Source organism: Streptomyces yatensis (assembly GCF_018069625.1).
GTDB lineage: Bacteria > Actinomycetota > Actinomycetes > Streptomycetales > Streptomycetaceae > Streptomyces > Streptomyces yatensis.
Genome location: NZ_CP072941.1, coordinates 2,241,443 through 2,263,568 on the forward strand (window position 1 = coordinate 2,241,443; position 22,126 = coordinate 2,263,568).

The window sequence follows — 22,126 nt, forward strand, 5'->3', positions numbered from 1 at the left end:
TGCGAGGGTGAGGGTGTGGGCGGGGGGTGTCAGAGGTGGGCGTAGACGTCGTCGAGGGTCAGCCCCTTGGCGACCATCATCACCTGAAGGTGGTACAGGAGCTGGGAGATCTCCTCGGCGGTCGCCTCGTCGCTCTCGTACTCGGCGGCCATCCACACCTCGGCGGCCTCCTCCACGACCTTCTTGCCGATGGCGTGCACACCGGAGTGGACCAGTTCGGCGGTGCGGGAGGTGGCGGGGTCGGCCGTGGCGGCCTTCTGCTGGAGCTCGGTGAAGAGCTCCTCGAACGTCTTCTTGGGCATGGTGTCCGTCATCCTACTTGGGCCGTGCGACACCCCTCAGCGCCAGGGTTCGGCGACCGAGCGCAGCGTGGTGGCGGTGGCGACGGCCGCGGTGACCGCCTCATGGCCCTTGTCCTCGCTGGAGCCCGCGATCCCGGCCCGGTCCAGGGCCTGCTCCTCGGTGTCGCAGGTCAGCACGCCGAAGCCGATCGGCACGCCGGTGTCCACGCTGACCTGGGTCAGCCCCTGGGTGACGCCCTGGCACACATAGTCGAAGTGCGGGGTGCCGCCGCGGATGACGACGCCCAGGGCCACGATCGCGTCATAGCCGCGGCCCGCGAGCACCTTCGCGACCACCGGCAGCTCGAAGCTGCCCGGCACCCGCAGCACGGTGGGCTCGTCGATGCCCAGCTCTCCGAGGGCGCGCAGGGCGCCGTCGACCAGCCCGTCCATCACCTTCTCGTGCCACTGTGCGGCGATGACGGCGACGCGCAGGTCCCCGCAGTTCTTCACGGACAGTTCGGGGGCGCCCTTACCGCTCACGTCTCTCCTCGGTGCTTTCTCTGATGTGCTGGTGTACGGGGGTACTCGAGGTGGTCACTGGTTGCCGCAGGCGGAGACGGGCTCGGCGCGGTCGCCGTCCAGCCAGGGCAGGTCGTGCCCCATCCGGTCCCGCTTCGTCCGCAGATAGCGGAGGTTGTGCTCGCCGGCCTGGACGGGCATCGGCTCCCGGCCGGTGACCCGCAGCCCGTGCCGGACCAGCCCCGTGGTCTTGTCCGGGTTGTTGGTCATCAGCCGCAGCGAGCGCACGCCGAGATCGGCGAGGATCTCCGCGCCCGCGGCGTAGTCCCGCGCGTCGGCGGGCAGGCCGAGCTCCAGATTGGCGTCCAGGGTGTCCCGGCCCAGCTCCTGCAGCTCGTACGCGCGCAGCTTGGACAGCAGCCCGATACCGCGTCCCTCGTGGCCGCGCAGATACAGGACGATGCCACGGCCCTCGGCGGTGACCCGCTCCAGCGCGGCGTGCAGCTGGGGGCCGCAGTCGCAGCGCAGCGAGTGGAAGACATCGCCGGTGAGGCATTCGGAGTGGACGCGGACCAGCACGTCCTCGCCGTCCCCGATCTCGCCCTGGACCAGCGCGATGTGCTCCACGCCGTCGGACGCGCGGTAGCCGAACGCCCGGAAGTCGCCGAAGGCGGTGGGCAGCCGGGTCTCGGCCTCGCGCCGCACCAGCGGCTCGGCGGGCTTGCGGTACGCGATCAGATCGGCGATGGAGACGATCGCCAGGTCGTGCTTGCGGGCGAAGGCGACCAGGTCGGGCAGGCGCAGCATCACACCGTCCTCGCCCGCGATCTCGCAGATCACGGCCGCCGGGCGCAGTCCGGCCAGCCGGGCCAGGTCGACCCCGGCCTCGGTGTGGCCGTCGCGGGCGAGCACACCTCCGGGGCGGGCGCGCAGCGGGAAGATATGGCCTGGGCGCACCAGGTCGCCGGGGACGGTGGCCGGGTCGGCCAGCAGCCGCAGGGTGGTGGCCCGGTCGGCGGCGGAGATCCCGGTGCTGACGCCGTGTTCGGCGGTGGCGTCAACCGAGACGGTGAAGGCGGTCCGCATGGACTCGGTGTTCTCTTCGACCATCTGGGGAAGCCGGAGCCGGTCGAGGTCGGCGCCCTCCATGGGCGCGCAGATGAGTCCCCGGCACTCGTTCATCATGAACGCGACGATCTCCGGGGTGATCATCTCGGCGGCGGCGACGAGGTCGCCCTCGTTCTCCCGGTCCTCGTCGTCCACGACGACGACGGGGCGGCCCGCGGCAATGTCGGCGATGGCCCGCTCGATGGGGTCCAGGGCCAGTTCGTCGGGCCAGTGCGCGGCTCGCAGGGGAGCGGCCGGGCCACTCGGAAGCGGTTCGGTGACCGCGTATGCCTCGCTCATGCTGTGGCCTCCTTGTCCTGCGTGCCGTTGTCCGGCAAACCGATGTTCCGCAGGGCGTCGACCCGCGGGCCGTCGCTCTGCGAGCCGCTGTCCTGCGCGCCGCTGTCCCGTCCCAGCAGCCGCTCGACGTACTTGGCGAGCACGTCCACCTCGAGGTTGACCGGGTCCCCGGCCTGTTTGACGCCGAGCGTGGTGAGCGCGAGGGTCGTCGGGATGAGGCTGACGGTGAAGTAGTCGAAGCCCGCGTCGACCACGGTCAGGCTGATGCCGTCGACCGTGATGGAGCCCTTCTCGACGACATAGCGGCTCAGCTCGGCGGGCAGCGAGATCTTCACGATCTCCCAGTGCTCGGAGAGCTTGCGGTCCACGATGGCGCCGGTGCCGTCCACATGGCCCTGCACGATGTGGCCGCCGAGCCGTCCGCCCAGCGCCATGGGGCGCTCCAGGTTGACCCGGGAGCCGATGTCGAGCGCGCCGAGGCTGGAGCGGTCCAGGGTCTCGGCCATGACGTCGGCGCTGAACCGGGTGCCCTCCGCGTCCTCGATGAGGTCGACGACGGTGAGACAGACGCCGTTGACGGCGATGGAGTCGCCGTGCTTCGCCCCCTCGGTGACGACGGGGCCGCGCACCTGGAAGCGGGACGCGTCGCCCAGGTGCTCGATGGCGACGATCTCACCCAGTTCTTCGACAATTCCGGTGAACACTTCAGTTCTCCTCGGCGAGGGGGGCGGGGGCGACGGGAACGGCGGTGACGCGCAGATCGGGACCGAGCCGGGTGACGTCGGCCGTCTCGAGGCGCAACGCCCGCGCGATGGTGGTGATTCCGGCGTCGGCGAGGGCGGCGGGGCCCGCGCCGAGCAGGACGGGGGCGAGATAGCCGATGACCTTGTCGACGGCGCCCGCGGCGAGGAACGCGCCGGCGAGGGTGGGCCCGCCCTCCAGCAGGACGGAGCGCACGCCGCGGGCGTCGAGCTCGGCCAGGAGCGCGGGGATCGCGAGCCCGCCGGCCGCGCGGGGCAGCCTTACGGTCTCCACGCCCGGCCGCCGGGGCAGATGGGCGGTACTGGCGTCCTCGGCGACGGCGAGCAGCGTGGGCGCGGCGTCGTCCAGGGCCCGGGCGCCGGGCTTGATGGTCGCGGCCGTGTCCACGACGACCCGCAGCGGCTGGGTGACGCCCTCCCGGCCCCGTACGGCCAGGTGGGGGTCGTCGGCGCGCAGGGTGCCGGAGCCGACGACGACGGCGTCGGCCTCCGCGCGCAGCCGGTGCACATCGGCGCGGGACTCGGGGGAGGTGATCCACCGGCTGGTGCCGTCGGCGGCGGCGCTGCGGCCGTCCAGGGTCGCGGCGAACTTCCACAGTACGAAGGGGCGGCCGCGGCGCATCGCGGTCAGCCAGGGCTCGTTGACCGCCTCGGCCTCCTCGGCCAGCAGCCCGGCCTCGACCTCGACCCCGGCCGCGGCGAGGGTGGCGGCCCCGCCCCGTGCCTGTGCGGTGGGGTCGCCGACGGCGTAGTGGACGCGGGTGATCCCGGCGGCGATCAGGGCCTGGGAGCAGGGGCCGGTGCGGCCGGTGTGGTCACACGGTTCGAGGGTGACGAGGGCGGTGCCGCCACGGGCCCGCTCCCCCGCCGCGCGCAGCGCGTGGACCTCGGCATGCGGACCGCCGGCCCGCTGGTGCCAGCCCTCACCGACCACGCGGCCGCCGGCGTCGAGGATGACGCAGCCGACGACGGGGTTGGGGCTGGTGTGGCCGAGGCCGCGGGCGGCGAGCGCGACGGCATGGCGCATCGCTTGGGCTTCGGCTGCGGTGGCCACCGGGTCCTCCTGCCTCTTCGGGCACGGACTCCGGGGCTGTCGAGATGACAAAGGAACGGGAACGCCGCCGCCGGCACGCCAGGTTCGGCAAAGGGCCCGCCCTGCCTGCGCAAGGACGGACCGCCGAGGCGGCGCACCGGTGATGTCGCTACCGCCGCGCACTGCCTCCCATCCGGACTTTCACCGTCGGTCCAGGAATTTCACCTGGTCAACCGGCCGCTGGCGGCGGACGGGTCGCGGACTGTAACCGCCGGTTCGGATTTTCACCGACCCCGGAGTGCGCTGACGTCACTGGTACGCCCCTAGTGTGCCATGGCCATCAGCGCAGGTGGGAGGCAAGCCCCATGTGGCCTCCCTCACCCGCCAGGTCCCCGGGCCGGGTCAGATCCCCCACCCCGCCCCTCCCCGAAACCGTGGGCAGGCCCCCGGCCCCCGGCACCCCCGGGACGCCACCGCCGCCGACCGCGGGCCCACGCCCACCCCGGCGACCCGCGGGGACGCCGGGCCCTCGTCGGCATCCACACCGGCCCCGAACGGAGGCCAGGGGGGTACCCCCGATCACACCCCTCCCGGGCCAACGGCACGCCCCGGGCCCCCGTCACGAGTGGCCCAACGCCCGCCGCGAGGCCGCCCCGCCCCTCCACCCGCGGGGCGGGCGAGCCTCGACAGGCTCCGCGGCAGGTACGTCAGCTCCGATCCAGGAGCGGGGGGGCCGGGGGCTTGCCCCCGGTTACGGGAAGGGGCGGGGTGGGGGAGAAAACCCACCGCCCCCTACCCCTGCGCGATGCTGTCCAGTTGCTCCACCGCCGGCCGCAGGGCCCACAGGTCGCCGCCGGGCGGGGCCTGGAGTTTGTTCACCGCCGCGCGGGCCTTGCGGTCCCCGGCGTCGGCCGCCGCGTGGACGATGTCGCTCGCCGCGTAGGCGCGCAGGTCGAGCTCCGGGTACGGCCAGGGCGCGGCGCCGGTGGCCGCGGGGAGCAGGACGTCGACCGCCTTGAAGAGGTTCGCGCCGGTGGGCCCGGTGTAGTGCCACAGGTCCACGCCGACGTGCTTGCCGATGGCGGCCATCCGGGTGTACGCGACGAGGTTGAACGTCGAGTAGTGGAAGCTGCGGGTGCGCTCGAGCTCCTGCGGCTGCGTGCCGTCGGCCGCGATCTGGGTGTCGATGCGCTTGGTGCGGGCGTCGCGGAGCACCTGGCGGGCGCGATCCCGGTCACCCACGGCGGTGGCGATGGCGGCGACCTGCATGTCGTAGAAGGTGCCGTGGTTGTTCTCGGCGGCGCCTTCCTCCTTGCCGAAGTCGCTGTTCACCAGCCAGTCCAGGAACTGCTTGTTCCACGTGCGGAAGCCCTCGTGGTCGCTCTTGGACCAGCCGGGGGCGCCGGTGTCGAGGAGGGCGGCGGCGTCCAGGAGGCTGGTGAAGCCCTGGGAGAAGTCGATGATCCCGATCGAGCGGCCGTCGTACATGCAGGGGATGAACTGGGCGTGGTTCAGGCTCGGGTTCATCCGGGTCGCCGGGGTGACGAACCAGGTGCGCAGGATGTCGGCGGCGTGCTCGGCATAGGCCCGCCTACCGGTGTAGTACCAGGCCAGGGAGAGCTCGTAGGCGGATTCGAAGACCTTGCCGACCTCGGGACGGTCCGTCATCTTGTCCACGTCGGGGTTCCGTTGGCCATCCTTCTGAACGTAAGGGCAGCCGTACGGATTGTCGTCGGTCTTGGGCTTGCTGGGCCACCAGTACGGGGCCTGGCTGAAGTAGTCGTGTTTGTCGCCGCTGGGCGGCACCTGGTCCTTGTCGGTGACGGTCCAGGGGCCCTGGTCCAGCCACTGGTCGGCCTGGGCGGTCAGATCCCGTACGGTCCGCCGCAGATTCCGGTCTCCCAGCTGCAGTTTCAGCTTGGTGAGGGACAGCCGGGGCCCGTCGAGCACCACCGTCCGGGGCACCGAGCCGGAATGCCGCACGGACTCCGCGCCCTGCGCGGAGGGGGCGGCGGGGATCGCCAGGACGGCCAGGAGGGCGGAGGCGGTGACGATCGCCCGGGCGAACCGCCCGCGTCCCGCTGGAGGTGCACCCATTGAGCACTCCAATCAGATACCTGAACGCTATTCAGACTTGAGATCGGGCTCAGAGTAGGACGACCCCATGGGCACGACAAGAGATCGCACAGGAATGCCCTCACCTCAGAAGGGCCAATGCCCACACCTCGGAAGGGCGAACGCCCCCACCTCAGGAGGCGAACGCCCCCACCCAGAACGGCGAACGCCCTCACCCCAGAAGGGCGGGTGACCGACGGCTACGGCGCGCCGAACAGCTCGTTCTGCGCCGCGTCCAGCGCCGTCAGCACGGCGCCCCGCAACACCCCGCCGCCGCCCACGACCCCCGCCCGCACCCGCGTCCGCAGCGGCGACAGCCGAGCGACATGACCCTCCACCCGCCGCGCGAGCCCCTCGCCCCCGGCCCGCCCGACCTCACCGCCGAGCACCGCGCACCCCGGGTCGAGCACCGCGCAGATCGCCGCGACGCCCAGCGCGATACGGGCCGCCAGCGTGTCCAGGAACGCCTCGCCGCGCTCCCCCGCGTCGAGGGCCGCGCGGATCGCCGCCTCCGCCGCGCCGGAGCCCTCCGTACCCGCCCCGCGTTCGCCGCCCGCCGCGCCCTCCAGACCGTGCTCCTGGGCGAGTTCGCAGACCGCGCCGCTGCTCACCAGGGAGTGGAACCCGCCGTCGCAGCCGGTGGCGGAGGGCAGCCCCGAGGTGCCCGGCACCGGCAGAAAGCCGATCTCCCCGGTGCCGCCGGACGCACCGCGCCGCAGCACCCGGTCGAGCACCACGGCCGCGCCGATGCCATGGCCGAGCCACAGCAGGACGAAGGTGTCGCGGTCGCGCGCCGTGCCCATCCGCTGTTCGGCGACGGCCGCGAGATTGACCTCGTTCTCCAGCAGCACCGGTGCCGCGAGGTCGCGGTGGAGCGCGGTGGCCAGCTCACGGTGCCAGGAGGGCAGTCCGCCGGTGGAGTTGAGCTCCCCGGTGGCGGGGTCGATGAGACCGGGCACCCCGATGCCGATGTGGTGCAGCCGCGCCGCCCCGGCCCGCTCGGCGGCCCGCTCCACCAGGGCCACCGCGGCCGCGACGGTGTGCGCCGGATCCCCGTCCGGGGCCACCGGAAGCGACTCCTCCGCCTTGGTCCGGCCCAGCAGATCGGCCACGCATACGGCCACGCTGTCCGTACGGACGTCGACCCCGGCCACATGCGCGCTGTCGGCGACGATCCCGTACACCCGCGCGTTGGGCCCCCGGCGTTCGGCCCCCGCCTCCCCCACGACCGCCACCAGCCCGGTCTGCCGCAGCCGCTCGACCAGGTCCGCGATGGTGGGACGGGACAGCCCGGTCAGCGACTTGAGCTGACCCGCGGTCAGCGGCCCCTCGTCCTTGAGCAGCTGCAGGGCGAGGCGGTCGTTGATGGCCCGCGCCGTACTCGGTGAGGCGGTGCGGCCCGCCACGGACACGCTCGTCGACGTCATGCCGGGATCCTTCCAGAAGGCCACGGGAAAAGCCCTATCTATCAGGGACCCTTCCTGATAGTTTCCCGTGGACCACGGCACGGGCCGGCGCTACGGGGAGGGTGCGACAGGTATGGGCAGGCTCAAGGAAGCGGGGGCGTCCGAGATGCGCCCCGTACGGCGGGCGCGGATCGCCGTGGCGGCCGTGTTCGCCGTGCACGGGGCGGTGACCGGCAACTTCGCCACCCGTATCCCCTGGATTCAGGAGCGGCTGGACCTCAGCGCCGGTCAACTCGGCCTCGCGCTCGCCTTTCCCGCCATCGGGGCCTCGGTCGCGATGCCCCTGGCCGGGCGGATCAGCCACCGCTTCGGCGCCCGCGCGGCGCTGCGCGGACTGCTCGCCCTGTGGACCGCCTGGCTGGTGCTGCCCCCGCTGGCGCCCGGTCTGGTCTGGCTGTGCGGTGCGCTCTTCGTCTTCGGGGCGACCGCCGGGACGTCCGACGTCGCCATGAACGCCCTCGGGGTGGAGGTCGAGAACCGCCTCGGCCGCTCGATCATGTCCGGGCTGCACGGCATGTGGAGCGCGGGAGCGCTCACCGGCTCGGCTGCGGGCACGATCGCGGCGCACACCGAGGCCGACGCCCGGCTCCACCTCGGCATCGCCGCCGGGGTCCTCACGGTGCTCGGCGCGGTGGCCTGCCACTGGGTCCTCGACCTGCGCAGCGCCCCCGAGGAGCATCCGCCGCCCCGGTTCGCCCTCCCGCCCCGCTCCGCGCTGATCATCGGCGCGGTGGGTTTCTGCGCGGTCTTCGCCGAGGGGGCGAGCCTGGACTGGTCGGCGGTCTATCTGCGCGATGTCATGGACTCCTCCCCCGGTGTCGCCGCCGCCTGCACCACCGCCTTCTCCTGCACGATGGCCGGTGCCCGGCTCATCGGGGACGCGGTGGTGGGCCGCTTCGGGCCGGTGCGGACCGTACGGACCGGCGGCCTCCTCGCCACCGCCGGCGGCCTCCTCGTGGTCACCGCTCCCGGTGCCGGCCTCGCCATCGCCGGATTCGGCCTCATCGGCCTGGGCATCGCGGTCGTGGTGCCGCTGGCCTTCGCCGCCGCCGGGCGCAGCGGCCCGGCCCCGAGCCAGGCCATCGCGGGCGTCGCCACGATCACGTACACCTCGGGGTTGATCGCTCCGGCGGCCATGGGCTCGATCGCGGACCTGACCTCGCTGACGATCTCGTTCTGCCTGGTCACGACGTTGACGCTGGGGCTGGTGGCGGGGGCGGGGGTGCTGCGGACCCCGGCGGATACGGACACGGCGGACCCCGCCTCGCAGCCCGACCCGTCCGCCTCCCGGGCCACGCTTCCCTGACGGGGCGGGGGCGGGGCCAGGGCCACTGTTCGGTGAGCGCCGAAGCGATCCGGCCCTACGGTCGGTGATATGAGCGACACGAGCGACGTCCCGGCGCCCGAGCGCCACACCGCCTTCCGCCGGCTCCACCGCGGCGAGCGGCCGCTGCTGCTGCCCAACGCCTGGGACCATGCCTCCGCCGCCGCCCTGGTCCGGCGCGGCTTCCCCGCCATCGGCACCACCAGCCTCGGCGTGGCCGCGGCGGCCGGGCTGCCGGACGCGACGGGCGCCGCCCGCGACGAGACCCTCGCCCTCGCCCGCGGCATCGCCCGGCTCCCGGCGCTGGTGAGCGTCGACATCGAGGGCGGGTTCGGCGAGCGGCCCGAGGAGGTCGCGGCGCTCGCGGCCGAGCTGGACCGGGCCGGGGTGGTCGGTGTGAACATCGAGGACGGCCGCCCGGACGGCACCCTCGCGCCCCTGGCCCGGCAGTGCGCGGTGCTCGCTGCCGTCAAGGAGCGGGTGCCCCGGCTGTTCGTGAACGCGCGGACCGACACCCACTGGCTCGCCGCGATCGGTGGTGACACCCCGCCCTCGCTGTCCGCCGCCGCCGAGCGGATCGAGGCGTATCTGGGGGCGGGCGCGGACGGGATCTTCGTGCCCGCGCTCACCGATGAGCAGGACATCGGCGCCCTGGCCGACGACCTCGGCGAAACCCCGCTGAACATCCTCTTCGCCCCCGGCCGCCACACCTATGAGCGGCTGGCGGAGCTCGGGGTGCGGCGGATCAGCTGCGGTTCGCTGCTCTTCCGGGCCGCCCTGGACCGCGCCGTCGAGCTGGCCTGGACGATCGCCCACCCCGAGGCCCCCGCCCCGGCCCATCGGGCCGCCGACCTGCCCTCCTACGCCGAGGCGCAGTCACTGGCGGAGGACTTCACCATGGACGTCACCGAGGACGTCACCGAGGGCAACCGCACATAGCTGCAGGACGCACAATTTCGGCCAACTAACATTGCTGCGAATTCCCCGTAGCGATGAAGTGGAGCAGTCATGGGCCTCGGCGTGCGCTGGACCCTGCACGGCGATGGGCGCACCCCCGCCCCGGGCGCCGTCGTCAAGCCGGATGAGCGGCTGTCCTGGCCCAGGACGGCGGGGCTCGGCGCACAGCATGTCGTCGCCATGTTCGGGGCCAGCTTTGTGGCCCCGGTGCTGATGGGGCTCGACCCCAACCTCGCGATCATGATGTCCGGCGTCGCGACCATCCTCTTCCTGCTGGCGACCCGCGGCCGGATCCCCAGCTATCTGGGGTGCAGCCTGTCCTTCGTCGGGGTGGCCGCCGCGATCAGGGCGCAGGGCGGCGGCAGCGCCGCCGTCACCGGGGCGATCCTGGTGGTCGGCGGGGTGCTGCTGCTGAGCGGTCTGGCGGTACGGAAATTCGGCGCCCGGATCATCCACGCGGCGATGCCGCCGGTGGTGACCGGCGCGGTGGTCATGCTGATCGGGTTCAATCTGGCGCCGGTGACCGCCGGTACGTACTGGCCCGCCGATCAGTGGACCGCGCTGCTGACGATGCTGGTCACCGGGGCGGCGGTGGTCTGTCTGCGGGGCTTCTGGTCGCGGATCGCGATCTTCCTGGGGCTGGTCTTCGGCTATGCGGTCTCCTGGGTCTTCGACCGCGTCTTCGGCAGGATCCACTCGATCGACGGCAGCGGGCGGGTCACCGACCACTGGCGGCTGGATCTGTCCGGTGTGGCCAAGGCGGACTGGATCGGTCTGCCGTCCCTGCACGCGCCCAGCTTCCACTGGTCGGCGGTGCTGGTGGCGCTGCCGGTCGTGATCGCGCTGATCGCCGAGAACGCCGGACATGTGAAGGCGGTCGGCGAGATGATCGGCGATCCGCTCGACGACCAGCTGGGCACGGCGATCGCCGCGGACGGCGCGGCGACCATGATCTCCACCTCGGTCGGCGGCCCGGCCAATACCACGTACTCCGAGAACATCGGGGTCATGGCGGCCACCCGGGTCTACTCCACCGCCGCGTACTGGGCGGCCGCGGGCTTCGCGCTGCTCTTCGGGCTGTGCCCCAAGTTCGGCGCGGTGGTGGCGGCGGTGCCGGGCGGGGTGCTGGGCGGGATCACCGTCATCCTCTACGGCATGATCGGGCTGCTCGGTGCGCAGATCTGGGTGCACAACAAGGTGGACCTGCGCAATCCGCTCAATCTGGTGCCGGTCGCGGCGGGCGTCATCATCGGCGTCGGCGGCGTCAGCCTGAAGGTCAGCCAGAACTTCGAGCTGGGCGGGATCGCCCTCGGCACGATCGTGGTGCTGCTCGGCTACCACGTGCTGCGCGCCCTGGCCCCGGCCCATCTCAAGCCGCGGGAACCCCTGCTGGACGCGGGCACCAGCGAATACGACGACGACCGCCCGGCCTGACCGCCGGAGGACTTACCCCCGCGGGGCGAGGTCCTGTCCTCCCCGCGGGGCGAGGTCCTGCAGGCCCAGCACCCGGAGCAGTTCGAGCCGCTCGGCGGACTCGCTGCCGGGGCGGGCGGTGTGCACGATCAGCCGCTGGGCGTGTTCCGAGCTCAGCAGGACCTCGCAGTCCAGCTCCATCACGCCCACCACCGGGTGGACGAACCGCTTGACCGAGGAGTGCCGTACGGCCACCTCATGGGCCTCCCACAGCGCCGCGAACTCCGCGCTCACCGACAGCAGTTCGGCCACCAGGGCCGCCGGGCCCGGATCGTCGGGGCGGGCCGCGAACACGGCGCGGAGGTTGGCCACATGGAGCCGGGCGTGCTCCTCGATCTCCTCGCTCGGGAAGATCCCGGGAGTGCCGGAGTCGTCGCCCCGCCGGGTGAAGAAGCTCCGGACGATATTGCGGTCGCCGGGCGGCCGCGCCGTGATGTCGCCGACCAGCGCGGCCGCCATCGCGTTCTGCGCCAGCACCTCCCCCCAGTCGGTGATCACCTGGGCCGGGGTGTCGAACAGCCGGTCCAGCACCCTGAGCAGACCGGGCCGCACATGGCCCGAGGTGCTGCGGTCGCGCGGCGGCTCCTCCCCCACCAGGTGGAAGAGATGGTCGCGCTCGTCGTCGGTGAGCCGCAGCGCCCGGGCCAGCGCGGTCAGCATCTGGCGGGACGGGCGCGGGCCGCGGGCCTGCTCCAGCCGGGTGTAGTAGTCCGGCGACATGCCCGCGAGCTGGGCCACCTCCTCCCGGCGCAGTCCGGGCGTACGGCGCCGGGGGCCGGGCGTCAGCCCCACCTCGGCGGGGCCGAGACGGGCCCGGCAGCGGCGCAGGAAGTCGGCGAGCTCCGATCGATGCACGCTCCCATGGTCGCCGTGCCCGCGCCGGGTATCCAGGGTCTGCCGATCCCTGGATGCGGAGGTCTCTCCCGGCCCCGCCGAGACCGTCGCAGGCTGAGCCCGAGCGAACGAGACGAAAGGCGGATGCTGATGCCCTTGATTCTGGTGACGGGTGCGACCGGCCAGGTGGGACGGCGGTTCACCAAGCGGCTGCTGGAGCGGGCCGCGGCCGGTACCGAGGTACGGGTGCTGGTACGCGACGAGGAGCGCGGTGCGCCCTTCGCGGCCCAGGGCGCGCGGCTCACGGTGGGCGATCTGCGCGAGGAGAAGGATCTGCGGAGGGCCATGGAAGGGGTGCATGCGGTGGTCAACATCGCGGCGGCCTTCCGCGGGGTGCCGGACGAGGAGGCGTGGGCGGTCAACCGGGACGCGGCGGTCGCCCTCGGGCGGGCCGCGGTGGAGGCAGGGACGAGCCGGTTCCTCCAGGTCAGCACCAATCTGGTGTACGGCGCCTCGCGCGGCCGGCCGTTCACGGAGGACGACGAGAGCGTGCCCGGCGGTCCGCTGTGGGGCGCCTACCCCGCCTCGAAGGCGGAGGCGGAGCGGGAGCTGCTGGCGCTGCACCGCGAGCACGGCCTGGATCTGCGGATCGGCAGCCTGGCCTTCGTGTACGGGGACGGCGATCCGCATGTGGCGAACTTCCTGCCGTACGCCGCGAACTGGCCCGGGAGCAGGCGGCTCGCCATGGTCCACCACGCGGATGTCGTCCAGGCGCTGCTGCGGCTGCTGCGCGCACCGGGCGGCACGGCCGGCGGCTCGGTGTCGGGCCGTAAGTACAACATCGTCGACGACGCCCCGGCGACCGCCGTCGAACTGCACCGGATCGGCGGTGTGCCGCTGCCCGAGGGCATGACCGGGCGGACGGACGACGACCCCTGGTCCGGGATCACCTCCAACCTCCGGCTCCGCGACGAGCTGGGCTGGCGGCCGCTGTATCCGTCGATCTGGACGGCCCGCGACGCGGGGGTGCTGTGATACGCCGGTTGACGGGGCGTTAGACCGTCCAGGGGAAGCGGCGGCGTACGGCGGGGACCGCACCGTTCCGGCCTGCCACCCTGGCGTCCATGACGATGCCCACGCAGGCGCGGCACGCCCCGCGCACCGTGCAGAACGTCGTGGCGCGCATGAGCGCGCTCGGCGCGGCGCTGCCGCCCAGGGACGGGGTGGCGGTCTTCAACGGGGTGTACCTCTCGGTCACCGAGGAGGTCGGCCGCCGGCTCGGGGACGGGTACTTCCACGACCCGTCCGCCACCCAGGAGCTGGACGTGCGGTTCGCCGAGCGCTATCTGGGAGCGGTCGACGCGGTGACCCGGGGCGGGCGGCCGCCCGCCTGCTGGCGGCCGCTGTTCCAGCTCCGGCGCCATCCGGGGGTGCGCCCGGTGCAGTTCGCGCTCGCCGGGATCAACGCCCATATCGGCCATGACCTGGCGCTCGCGCTGCTGGACACCTGCCGGGCCCGGGACCTCGAACCGGACGCCCTGGAGGGCGACTTCGACCGGATCGGCGCGCTGCTCACCGGGATGGAGGAGCGGATCCGGGAGGAGCTGATGCCCGGCCCCGACCTGCTGGACGTGGCCGATCCGCTCACCCATCTCGTGGGCTCCTGGAGCCTGGAGAAGGCGCGGGACGCCGCATTTGCGGCGTTCCGCGCGCTGTGGGGGCTGCGCGGGGTGCCGGAGCTGGCGGAGGAGTTCGCCGAGCGCGTGGACGCGACCGTGGGTCTGGTCGGGCGCTTTCTGCTCACCCCTCTGCCATCGGCGCAACGGCCCGCCGACGACGCCACGGCCCGCCCTTGACGTAACCGGCCTGCCGTCGCGGCGTAGCGGCCCTGGGACCGGCTCAGTCCTCGGGGAGCTCGACGGGCGCGATCTCGTCGTACAGATCGCCCGGCCCGGGGTTCTTCGGGTCGGTGGCGCCGCCGAACCGGTGCATCACGCCCCATACGGCGTTGAGCGCGGTCTGGATGGCGCCCTCGGCCCAGCCCGCCGTCCAGGAGATGTCGTCGCCCGCGAGGAAGATGCCGCGCTTGTCGGCGGGCAGCCGGTCCTGCATGAAGTGGGTGAACAGCCGGCGCTGGTAGCGGTAGTGGCCGGGCAGATTGGCCTTGAACGCGCCCATGAAGTAGGGCTCGTTCTCCCAGGACACGGTGACCGGGCTGCCGATGATGTGCTTGCGGATGTCGACGTTCGGATAGATCTCCGAGAGCGACTTGAGCATGACCTCCATCCGCTCGTTCGCCGACAGCGGCAGCCACTTGAGGCTGTCGTCGCACCAGGTGTAGGAGAGGCAGATGACGGCGGGCCGGTCCGGGCCGTCGTCCAGCAGATAGGTGCCGCGGGTCATCCGGTCGGTGAGCGTCATGCTCATCGTGTCCCGGCCGGTGATCTCGTCCTTGTCCAGCCAGAACGGCCGGTCCACCGGCACGAAGAGCTTGCTGGACTCCATGTAGTGGGTGCGCTCGATGGCCGTCCAGTGGTCGATCGGGAAGAGCGAGTCATCGCAGTCGATCTTGGAGAGCAGCATCCAGGACTGCGCGGTGAAGACCACCGCCCGGTACGAGCGGATGTCACCGCTCGCGTCCGTCACCACGACGCGGTCGCCCGCGGCCCGGTGCAGCCGGGTCACGGCCGGGCGGGGCTCACCGCCGTGCAGCGAGGACAGCGAGGTGCCCTGGGGCCAGTGGACGATCTTCTCGGGCTCGCGCTCCCACAGCCGCAGCGGCAGCTGCTGGCTGCCACCGACGATGCCGCGGTGGTGGTCGTCGGCCTCGGTGTAGACGACCCGCAGGATCTCCAGGATGGAGTTGGGGAAGTCGGTGTCCCAGCCGCCGGTGCCGAAGCCGACCTGGCCGAAGATCTCCCGGTGGCGGAAGGAGGTGAAGGCCGAGGAGTCGCACAGGAAGCCGTAGAAGGTCTGGTTGTCCAGCTTCTCGACCAGCCGCGCCCAGATCTCCCGGATCCGCGGGACGTTCCGCTCGCGGATGGCGCGGTTCATGTCGGAGAAGTCCGCGCCCTCCTCCAGACAGGCGTTCCAGGCGTCGGCCACCTCGCGGTAGACCGGCGGCAGATCGTCGATGGTGCGGGCGTAGTGGGACTCGCCCTTGAGGTCGACGACGGTCGAGGGGGTGTCGGGGGCCAGCGGGTTGGGGAACGGCTGGGTCTTCAGGTCCACCAGGTCGATGTAGTGCTGGAGGGCGGTGGAGGACGGCGGGAAGCGCATCGCGCCCATCTCGGCGGTCAGCGCGTCGTCACAGCCGTCGAAGCCGACGGTGCGCAGCCGTCCGCCGATCCGGTCGGCCTCGTAGACCACGGGCCGCAGGCCCATCTTCATCAGCTCGTACGCGGTGACGAGGCCGGAGAGACCGCCGCCGATGACCGCGACCTCGTTGCCGTGCTCGGTCGCGGGTATCTGGCCCAGGCCCGCCGGGTGGGCGAGGAAGTCGTCGTAGGCGTAGGGGAAGTCCGGGCCGAACATGGTCATGGGCGGAAGGGCCTGCTGGGCCTGCGTTTCCTGCTCGTCATGGACGGCGGTGGGCACCGTGGACGTCATGGGGTACGGATTCCTTGCTGGTTGGTGCTCAAAGGGGGCGTTTCGGGCACGGCGGGGCCGGACGGATCAGCAGAGGACTGATCAGCCGAGGACGGATCAGGCGAGGACGGATCAGCTGAGGGAGGAGTACAGACCGGGGCGGCGGTCGCGCAGATACGGGTTGATCCGGCGCGAGGTGGTCAGCAGCTTGGGGGCGACATCGCCGAGGAGGAGTTCCTCACCGCGGCCGGCGCGCAGACAGGTGGCGCCGTCCGGCCCGGCCAGACAGCTCAGGCCCACGAAGTCGAACTCGCCCTCGACACCGCTGCGGTTGACGTACGCGATGTACATCTGGCTCTCGAAGGCCCGCACCGGAATCACGGATTCGGCCACGAACTCGAAGGGGTGCATCTGCGCGGTGGGCACCAGCAGCAGATCGGTCCCGGCCAGGGCATGGGCCCGTACGTTCTCCGGGAACTCCACGTCGTAGCAGATCAGGATGCCGACGGTCAGCTCGCCGATGGTGGCCTGGACGACGGGCGTGTCACCGGGGGTGAACGACGCCCGCTCGAAGCAGCCGTAGAGATGGGACTTGCGGTAGTTGGCCAGCTCGGTGCCGTCCGCGCCCACGAGCCGTGCCGAGTTGTAGACGGCGCCCTCGTGGCTCTCGGGGTAGCCGTAGAGGATGGCGAGACCGTGTGTCGCGGCGATCTCGGCCACGGCCCGGCCGCTCGGCCCGTCGGCGGGCTCGGCCAGGTCCCGTACGCCGCCGCCGCCGATCGCATAGCCCGTGAGGAACATCTCCGCTGTGACCAGCAGCCCGGCCCCGTCGGCGGCCGCGCCGGCGGCGGCCTCGTCGAGGACCTTGAGGTTCCCGGCGGGATCGCCGGGGTGACCGGAGTTCTGGAGCAGAGCGGTGCGCAGCGGCGACATGGCAGACCTTGAGGGGAGGAGTACGGGCACTAAAAACAGTACGTTGCCTCCGGATCGCCCAACAAGACGGCTTCATTGCGTCCGGCGTCGATTCATGACGCATGAGGATCGGTCCGCGTCGATTCATTGCGCACGCTGGGGTCCGGGCGTGTGCGGGCCCCGAAGGGGCGCGGGGCTGTGTGGATGTGCGGCTCCGCCGCGTGGGCGCGCCCGGCCACGACGGAGCCGCGGCCGGGCAACGGCGGACCAGGGCACCCCCGCCGATCAGGCGCCCCCGGCGGAGCGCCTACGTGGGCGCGCCCGAGCTGAACCTTCGCAGCAGGGGCGAGAGCACCAGCACCGACTTGGTGCGCTCCACGAACGCCTCCCCCGCGATCCGCTCCAGCACCCGCTCGAAGTGGCGCATATCGGAGGCGAAGACCTGGACGACGGCGTCCGCGTCGCCGGTGACGGTCGACGCGGACACCACCTCGGGATAGCGCGACAGACCCCGGCGGATGGCGTCCGGCGAGGTGTTGTGGCGGCAGTAGAGCTCGATGAAGCCCTCGGTCTCCCATCCCAGCGCCACCGGGTCGACCCGCACCGTGAAGCCGGTGATGGCTCCCTCCGCGCGCAGCCGGTCCACCCGCCGTTTGACGGCGGGCGCGGACAGTCCTACCAGCTCGCCGATGTCGGCGTAGGAGCGGCGGGCGTCCTCGGCGAGGGCGTGGACGATGCGTTCGTCGAGATCATTCAGTCGCACTGGGGGGCAATCACTTCTCTGCTGTGGCCAGTCGGGATCGGCGCAAGCCGTATGCGAAGTACAGCACAAGGCCGACGGCCATCCAGCAGCCGAACACCACCCAGGTGACGAACTGCAGACTGCCCATCATCCACAGACACAGCGCGAAGCCGATCACCGGGAAGAGCGGCGACAGCGGCACCCGGAAGGTGCGGGGCATCTCGGGCCGGGTCCGGCGCAGCACGATCACGGCGATGTTGACCAGCGCGAAGGCGAAGAGGGTACCGATGCTGGTGGCGTCGGCGAGCTGACCGAGCGGGATCGCGGCGGCCAGGACCCCGCAGAAGAGCGAGACGATCACGGTGTTGGCGCGGGGCACCCCGGTCCTGGCGTGGACGGTGGAGAAGACCTTGGGCACCAGCCCGTCCCGGGACATCGCGAAGAGGATGCGGGTCTGGCCGTAGAGCACGGTCAGCACCACGGAGGCGATCGCGACGACCGCTCCGGCGGCCAGCAGCACGGCCCAGGCGTCCTGGCCGGTGACATCCTTCATGATCGAGGCGAGCGCGGCCTCGGAGCCCGAGAACTTCTTCCACGGCAGGGCGCCCACCGCCACGGCGGCGACCAGGCAGTACAGCGCGGTGACGATGATCAGCGAGAGCATGATCGCGCGGGGCAGGTCGCGCTGGGGGTTCTTGGCCTCCTCACCGGCCGTGGAGGCGGCGTCGAAGCCGATGTAGGAGAAGAAGAGGGTGGCGCCGGCGGCGCTGACGCCCGCCATGCCCAGCGGCATGAACGGGGTGTAGTTGCCCGCCCGGATGCCGGTGAAGGCGACGGCACAGAAGAGGATCAGGGCCGCGATCTTCACCGCCACCATGACCGCGTTGGCGCGGGCGCTCTCCTTGGCGCCGCCCAGCAGGAACGCCATGGCCAGCAGCACCACGAGCAGGGCGGGCAGATTGAAGATCCCGCCGTCCCCGGGCGGGGCGGCCAGGGCGTCGGGGATGGTGACGCCGAGGGTGCCGTCGAGCAGTTCGTTGAGGTACTCGCCCCAGCCGACGGCGACGGCCGCCACCGAGACGCCGTACTCCAGGATCAGACACCAGCCGCAGATCCAGGCGATCAGCTCGCCCATCGTGGCGTAGGCGTAGGAGTACGAGGAGCCGGAGACCGGGATGGTGCCCGCCAGCTCGGCGTAGGACAGCGCGGAGAACAGCGCGGTGAGCCCGGCGATGACGAACGACACGATGACCGCGGGACCGGCGTCCGGTACGGCCTCGCCGAGCACCACGAAGATGCCGGTGCCCAGGGTGGCCCCGATGCTGATCATGGTGAGCTGCCACATGCCCATCGAGCGCCGCAGGCTGCCGCCGGCGCCCTGGCCGCCCTCGGCGACCAGCCGCTCGACCGGCTTGCGCCGCATCAGCCGGGTGCCCAGTCCGCCGACCGGAGGGTCTGGTTCCGGTTGCTGGGTGGCGGGCGGTGCTGCGCCGTGCTCCAACACAGGGGTGGCTCCTTATTCGCTGCCATCAGGTGGTGGCGACCGACTGCGGACATACGGGCGCCCGAAGAGCAAACCCGCAGGTGGGAATCGCCGAGCAGTCGGTCCCCGCCACTCCACGTCAGCGCAAGACCCTATGAGCCGTCCGCCGACGGCCGTAATGCACCATGGTTGCGCATACCCGTGGCAACGTTGCGCGCGGGGGCGCACGGCGGGGAATCGTTGCGAGACACTGCGCGAGTCAGCGCTCGTTTCACCCGAATGCCGCGATACTGCACCATTTTAGCGGTCGTTGGTGGGGACGTGACCACTGACAGTCTGCAACCACCCGATCACTCCCGCCTCAGTGCCGAACCCGTGTTCCGGCCCCGAGACCAGGGGGGTGACAGCGAGCGCTACCCGCTCGAATACTGCGCGAGAGTCTGGGAGGACTTCATCCGGGCGCTGGGCCGGATCGAGGCGGACTTCCTCCAGCGGTCCGATACACCGGAACCGGGCGTCAAGGCATGACGTACACCGAGCCGAGGCCGGGCGGCTACGGGCCCCCACCCACCGGCCACCGGCACGCCCCCGCGCCCCCTCCCGGAGAGCGGTACGAGGCGGCAGCCGATTATGAGATGAATCCTTTCCCCCTGCCCGACCCGGAGACCATCGAGGGCCGCTGGGACCTGGAGGGAGACCTGGCCCGGCTGCTGCAGACGACCGCCCCCGAGGAGTCGGTGCACACCACCGGCCCCATCGGACCGGTGACCCCCGTCCACGCCCCCTCCCCCACGCATGTGCGGGGGCGCGGCAAGCGCCGCCGGGTCCGCTTCCGGCTGCCGACGCTGCCGTGGCTGCATGTGATCAGCCTGATCTTCGCGGCGGTCACCACGGTCATCGTCGCGATGCTGAGCGTGCTCGGCGGGATGATCTCCTACCGCCCGCTGCGCTATCTGGCCTCCCCGAGCACCTCGGAGTCCATGGCGGCGTGGTGGCCCCTGCTGGTCTACGGACCCTGGCTGGTCGCCTCGCTGTCGGTGCTGCGGGCCGCCCTGCACCGCCGGGGCGCGGCGCACTCATGGGCCGTGGTGGTGCTCTTCTCCACCATCGCGGTGTTCCTGTGCGTCGCACACGCCCCGAGGAACGCGCCCAGCATGGCCGTGGCCGGTCTTCCCCCGGTCGCCGCGCTGGTCTCGTTCCACCAGCTGGTCCGGCAGATCACCCTCACCAGCCCGCCGCGCCACGCGCTGCCCCGCACCCGGGGTGAGCGCGGACTGGCGAGGTGAAGACCCCGTCGCGACACACCACCACAGCCCCACTCACCCGAGCCGAGTGGGGCTGTGGTGGTTCTGGGCTCGATTCGCCTCCGGGCGAGCCGAACCCGAACCTCAGTCCCAGGACGCGTGGAGCGGCTTGCCCTCCGCGTAGCCCGCGGCGCTCTGCACGCCCACCACGGCCCGCTCGTGGAACTCCTCCAGCGATCCGGCGCCCGCGTAGGTGCAGGAGCTGCGCACGCCCGCGATGATCGAGTCGATCAGGTCCTCGACCCCCGGCCGGGCCGGGTCCAGGAACATCCGCGAGGTGGAGATGCCCTCCTCGAACAGCCCCTTGCGGGCCCGCTCGTACGCCGACTCGTCGCTGGTGCGGTTGCGCACCGCGCGCGCCGACGCCATGCCGAAGCTCTCCTTGTACGGCCGGCCGTCGGCGGTGTGCTGGAGGTCGCCGGGCGACTCGTACGTCCCCGCGAACCAGGAGCCGACCATCACGTTGGACGCCCCGGCGGCGAGCGCCATGGCGACGTCGCGGGGGTGCCGGATGCCACCGTCGGCCCAGATGTGCTTGCCGAACTTCCGTGCCTCGGCGGCGCATTCCAGCACCGCGGAGAACTGCGGCCGGCCCACGCCGGTCATCATGCGGGTGGTGCACATCGCGCCCGGCCCGACGCCGACCTTGACGATGTCGGCACCGGCCTCGATGAGGTCGCGCACGCCCTCGGCGGCCACCACGTTGCCCGCCACCACCGGCACCCGCGGGCCCAGGCCGCGGACCGCCTTGAGCGCGGTGATCATCGACTCCTGGTGGCCGTGGGCGGTGTCCACGACGAGGGCGTCCACCCCGGCGTCCAGGAGCGCCTTCGTACGGCCCTCCGCATCGCCGTTGACCCCGACGGCGGCCGCGATCCGCAGCCGGCCGCCCGCGTCCACCGCGGGCTTGTAGAGCGTCGCGCGCAGCGCGCCCTTACGGGTCAGGATGCCCGCCAGCTTCCCGTCCGCGTCGACGGCGGGGGCGAGCTTGCGGTGGGCGGCGTCGAGGCGGTTGAACGCCTCCTGGGGGTCGATGTCGGCGTCGAGCACCATCAGCTCGCGCGACATCACCTCGGACAGCTGCGTGAAGCGGTCCACCCCGGTCAGGTCGGACTCGGTCACCACGCCCACCGGACGCCCGTCCTCGACCACCACGCCCGCGCCGTGTGCCCGCTTGGGCAGCAGCGACAGCGCGTCGGCGACGGTGCCGGTCGGGGCGAGGACGATCGGGGTGTCCAGCACCAGATCGCGGCTCTTGACCCAGCGGATCACGTCGGTGACGACGTCGATCGGGATGTCCTGCGGAATGACGACGAGGCCACCACGACGGGCGACCGTCTCGGCCATGCGGCGGCCGGCGATCGCGGTCATGTTGGCGACGACGAGCGGAATGGTGGTGCCGGTGCCGTCGGGTGAGGCCAGGTCCACCCCCTGGCGGGAGCCGACCGCGGAGCGGCTCGGCACCATGAACACATCGTCGTACGTCAGGTCGTAGGGAACCGGGGAAGATTCCACGTGGCGCCCCGTACCGGGCTCGAGGAAACGCATGAGTCTCACATTTTCACGCGAAACGACGCAGGTCACTCCCACAGCGGCACAACAAAACACCCCCGCGTTCGTAGAGTCCTCCAAAGAGGCACTGCGGGGGCTGCTGGGTGCCGACAGGCAACCTGCCTTACGTCGAAACGTTACCCGAGCGCCCGCTCCAGGGCGAGTGACCCCATGCGACGGCACACCGCTCGGCCCGTCCCTGAGCGGCCGGGGCCCGGCCAGAAGCCATGAGAGGGCGCGATGACGCCGTTCGTTCCGCCGCCCGCGACTTTCTGAGGCAAGCCTTAGATCTCGCTGTCCGCAGTTCCGGAATCACTGGCGGTGCGCATACACAGGAAGTGCGGGGCGCTCGACACGAGTGCCCCGCGTCAAC

19 protein-coding genes and 1 riboswitch are annotated in these 22,126 nt (G+C 72.1%); of the genes, 6 read left to right on the top strand and 13 right to left on the bottom strand.

Going from position 1 to position 22,126, the window contains the following annotated elements:
- Positions 1-29: 29 nt before the first annotated feature.
- From J8403_RS08795 to J8403_RS08825, 7 genes are all read right to left on the bottom strand, one after another.
- Complete coding sequence (locus tag J8403_RS08795; RefSeq protein ID WP_014056301.1) at positions 30-302, bottom strand: phosphoribosyl-ATP diphosphatase; 273 nt, start codon at positions 300-302, stop codon at positions 30-32.
- A gap of 36 nt (positions 303-338) precedes the next feature.
- Positions 339-824: a 6,7-dimethyl-8-ribityllumazine synthase gene (ribH, locus tag J8403_RS08800; protein WP_211122681.1), complete on the bottom strand. Its 486-nt coding sequence runs from the start codon at positions 822-824 to the stop codon at positions 339-341.
- A gap of 54 nt (positions 825-878) precedes the next feature.
- Complete coding sequence (locus J8403_RS08805; protein WP_246585765.1) at positions 879-2,210, bottom strand: bifunctional 3,4-dihydroxy-2-butanone-4-phosphate synthase/GTP cyclohydrolase II; 1,332 nt, start codon at positions 2,208-2,210, stop codon at positions 879-881.
- The gene (locus J8403_RS08810; protein WP_211122682.1) at positions 2,207-2,914 is read right to left on the bottom strand and encodes a riboflavin synthase; all 708 of its coding nucleotides are present in this window, start codon (positions 2,912-2,914) and stop codon (positions 2,207-2,209) included. The genes J8403_RS08805 and J8403_RS08810 overlap by 4 nt, the downstream gene beginning before the upstream one ends.
- Before the next feature lies 1 nt (position 2,915).
- Positions 2,916-4,025, bottom strand: a complete 1,110-nt coding sequence (gene ribD, locus J8403_RS08815; protein WP_211122683.1) for a bifunctional diaminohydroxyphosphoribosylaminopyrimidine deaminase/5-amino-6-(5-phosphoribosylamino)uracil reductase RibD — start codon at positions 4,023-4,025, stop codon at positions 2,916-2,918.
- Positions 4,026-4,179: 154 nt separating this feature from the next.
- Positions 4,180-4,310, bottom strand: a riboswitch (FMN riboswitch).
- A 486-nt stretch (positions 4,311-4,796) separates the two neighbouring features.
- Positions 4,797-6,101 (bottom strand): alginate lyase family protein, encoded by a 1,305-nt coding sequence (locus J8403_RS08820; protein WP_211122684.1) that lies wholly within the window; start codon positions 6,099-6,101, stop codon positions 4,797-4,799.
- A gap of 218 nt (positions 6,102-6,319) precedes the next feature.
- The gene (locus tag J8403_RS08825) at positions 6,320-7,546 is read right to left on the bottom strand and encodes an ROK family transcriptional regulator (RefSeq protein ID WP_211122685.1); all 1,227 of its coding nucleotides are present in this window, start codon (positions 7,544-7,546) and stop codon (positions 6,320-6,322) included.
- 112 nt (positions 7,547-7,658) lie between these two features.
- On the opposite strand from J8403_RS08825, the gene J8403_RS08830 reads away from it, so the two are divergent.
- The 3 genes from J8403_RS08830 (at position 7,659) to J8403_RS08840 (ending at position 11,300) form a co-directional block, all read left to right on the top strand.
- Complete coding sequence (locus J8403_RS08830; RefSeq protein ID WP_211122686.1) at positions 7,659-8,891, top strand: MFS transporter; 1,233 nt, start codon at positions 7,659-7,661, stop codon at positions 8,889-8,891.
- A 69-nt stretch (positions 8,892-8,960) separates the two neighbouring features.
- On the top strand, positions 8,961-9,848 hold the full coding sequence (locus J8403_RS08835) for an isocitrate lyase/PEP mutase family protein (RefSeq protein WP_211122687.1): 888 nt from the start codon (positions 8,961-8,963) through the stop codon (positions 9,846-9,848).
- A gap of 69 nt (positions 9,849-9,917) precedes the next feature.
- Positions 9,918-11,300 (top strand): uracil-xanthine permease family protein, encoded by a 1,383-nt coding sequence (locus tag J8403_RS08840; protein ID WP_211122688.1) that lies wholly within the window; start codon positions 9,918-9,920, stop codon positions 11,298-11,300.
- Positions 11,301-11,312: 12 nt separating this feature from the next.
- Here J8403_RS08840 and J8403_RS08845 read toward each other — a convergent pair whose 3' ends face one another.
- The gene (locus J8403_RS08845; RefSeq protein WP_211122689.1) at positions 11,313-12,194 is read right to left on the bottom strand and encodes a helix-turn-helix transcriptional regulator; all 882 of its coding nucleotides are present in this window, start codon (positions 12,192-12,194) and stop codon (positions 11,313-11,315) included.
- A gap of 129 nt (positions 12,195-12,323) precedes the next feature.
- On the opposite strand from J8403_RS08845, the gene J8403_RS08850 reads away from it, so the two are divergent.
- Entirely contained in the window at positions 12,324-13,208 is an 885-nt protein-coding gene (locus J8403_RS08850; protein ID WP_211122690.1) for an NAD-dependent epimerase/dehydratase family protein, read from the top strand.
- A 95-nt stretch (positions 13,209-13,303) separates the two neighbouring features.
- Positions 13,304-14,029 (top strand): DUF5995 family protein, encoded by a 726-nt coding sequence (locus tag J8403_RS08855; protein ID WP_425519887.1) that lies wholly within the window; start codon positions 13,304-13,306, stop codon positions 14,027-14,029.
- A 43-nt stretch (positions 14,030-14,072) separates the two neighbouring features.
- On the opposite strand, the gene J8403_RS08860 is transcribed toward J8403_RS08855, so the two are convergent.
- The 4 genes from J8403_RS08860 to J8403_RS08875 form a co-directional block, all read right to left on the bottom strand.
- On the bottom strand, positions 14,073-15,782 hold the full coding sequence (locus J8403_RS08860) for a flavin monoamine oxidase family protein (protein WP_211122692.1): 1,710 nt from the start codon (positions 15,780-15,782) through the stop codon (positions 14,073-14,075).
- A gap of 111 nt (positions 15,783-15,893) precedes the next feature.
- Complete coding sequence (locus J8403_RS08865) at positions 15,894-16,694, bottom strand: carbon-nitrogen hydrolase family protein (RefSeq protein WP_211122693.1); 801 nt, start codon at positions 16,692-16,694, stop codon at positions 15,894-15,896.
- Positions 16,695-16,980: 286 nt separating this feature from the next.
- Positions 16,981-17,436 carry an Lrp/AsnC family transcriptional regulator gene (locus J8403_RS08870; RefSeq protein WP_059145749.1) on the bottom strand — a complete coding sequence of 152 codons (456 nt, stop codon included), beginning with the start codon at positions 17,434-17,436 and terminating at the stop codon, positions 16,981-16,983.
- Positions 17,437-17,446: 10 nt separating this feature from the next.
- Positions 17,447-18,919, bottom strand: coding sequence for an amino acid permease (locus J8403_RS08875; RefSeq protein ID WP_211122694.1), 1,473 nt, complete (start codon positions 18,917-18,919; stop codon positions 17,447-17,449).
- 614 nt (positions 18,920-19,533) lie between these two features.
- On the opposite strand from J8403_RS08875, the gene J8403_RS08880 reads away from it, so the two are divergent.
- Entirely contained in the window at positions 19,534-20,184 is a 651-nt protein-coding gene (locus J8403_RS08880) for a DUF2637 domain-containing protein (RefSeq protein ID WP_425519761.1), read from the top strand.
- A gap of 102 nt (positions 20,185-20,286) precedes the next feature.
- On the opposite strand, the gene J8403_RS08885 is transcribed toward J8403_RS08880, so the two are convergent.
- Positions 20,287-21,750, bottom strand: coding sequence for a GuaB1 family IMP dehydrogenase-related protein (locus J8403_RS08885; protein WP_211122696.1), 1,464 nt, complete (start codon positions 21,748-21,750; stop codon positions 20,287-20,289).
- Positions 21,751-22,126 lie beyond the last annotated feature (376 nt).

Coding starts and splice junctions, on each gene's coding strand:
- J8403_RS08860 (WP_211122692.1), bottom strand. CDS start 15,782: ATGACGTCCACGGTGCCCACCGCCGTCCATGACGAGCAGGAAACGCAG.
- J8403_RS08850 (WP_211122690.1), top strand. CDS start 12,324: ATGCCCTTGATTCTGGTGACGGGTGCGACCGGCCAGGTGGGACGGCGG.
- J8403_RS08825 (WP_211122685.1), bottom strand. CDS start 7,546: ATGACGTCGACGAGCGTGTCCGTGGCGGGCCGCACCGCCTCACCGAGT.
- J8403_RS08795 (WP_014056301.1), bottom strand. CDS start 302: ATGCCCAAGAAGACGTTCGAGGAGCTCTTCACCGAGCTCCAGCAGAAG.
- J8403_RS08830 (WP_211122686.1), top strand. CDS start 7,659: ATGGGCAGGCTCAAGGAAGCGGGGGCGTCCGAGATGCGCCCCGTACGG.
- J8403_RS08820 (WP_211122684.1), bottom strand. CDS start 6,101: ATGGGTGCACCTCCAGCGGGACGCGGGCGGTTCGCCCGGGCGATCGTC.
- J8403_RS08885 (WP_211122696.1), bottom strand. CDS start 21,750: ATGCGTTTCCTCGAGCCCGGTACGGGGCGCCACGTGGAATCTTCCCCG.
- J8403_RS08835 (WP_211122687.1), top strand. CDS start 8,961: ATGAGCGACACGAGCGACGTCCCGGCGCCCGAGCGCCACACCGCCTTC.
- J8403_RS08865 (WP_211122693.1), bottom strand. CDS start 16,694: ATGTCGCCGCTGCGCACCGCTCTGCTCCAGAACTCCGGTCACCCCGGC.
- J8403_RS08805 (WP_246585765.1), bottom strand. CDS start 2,210: ATGAGCGAGGCATACGCGGTCACCGAACCGCTTCCGAGTGGCCCGGCC.
- J8403_RS08840 (WP_211122688.1), top strand. CDS start 9,918: ATGGGCCTCGGCGTGCGCTGGACCCTGCACGGCGATGGGCGCACCCCC.
- J8403_RS08855 (WP_425519887.1), top strand. CDS start 13,304: ATGCCCACGCAGGCGCGGCACGCCCCGCGCACCGTGCAGAACGTCGTG.
- J8403_RS08880 (WP_425519761.1), top strand. CDS start 19,534: ATGAATCCTTTCCCCCTGCCCGACCCGGAGACCATCGAGGGCCGCTGG.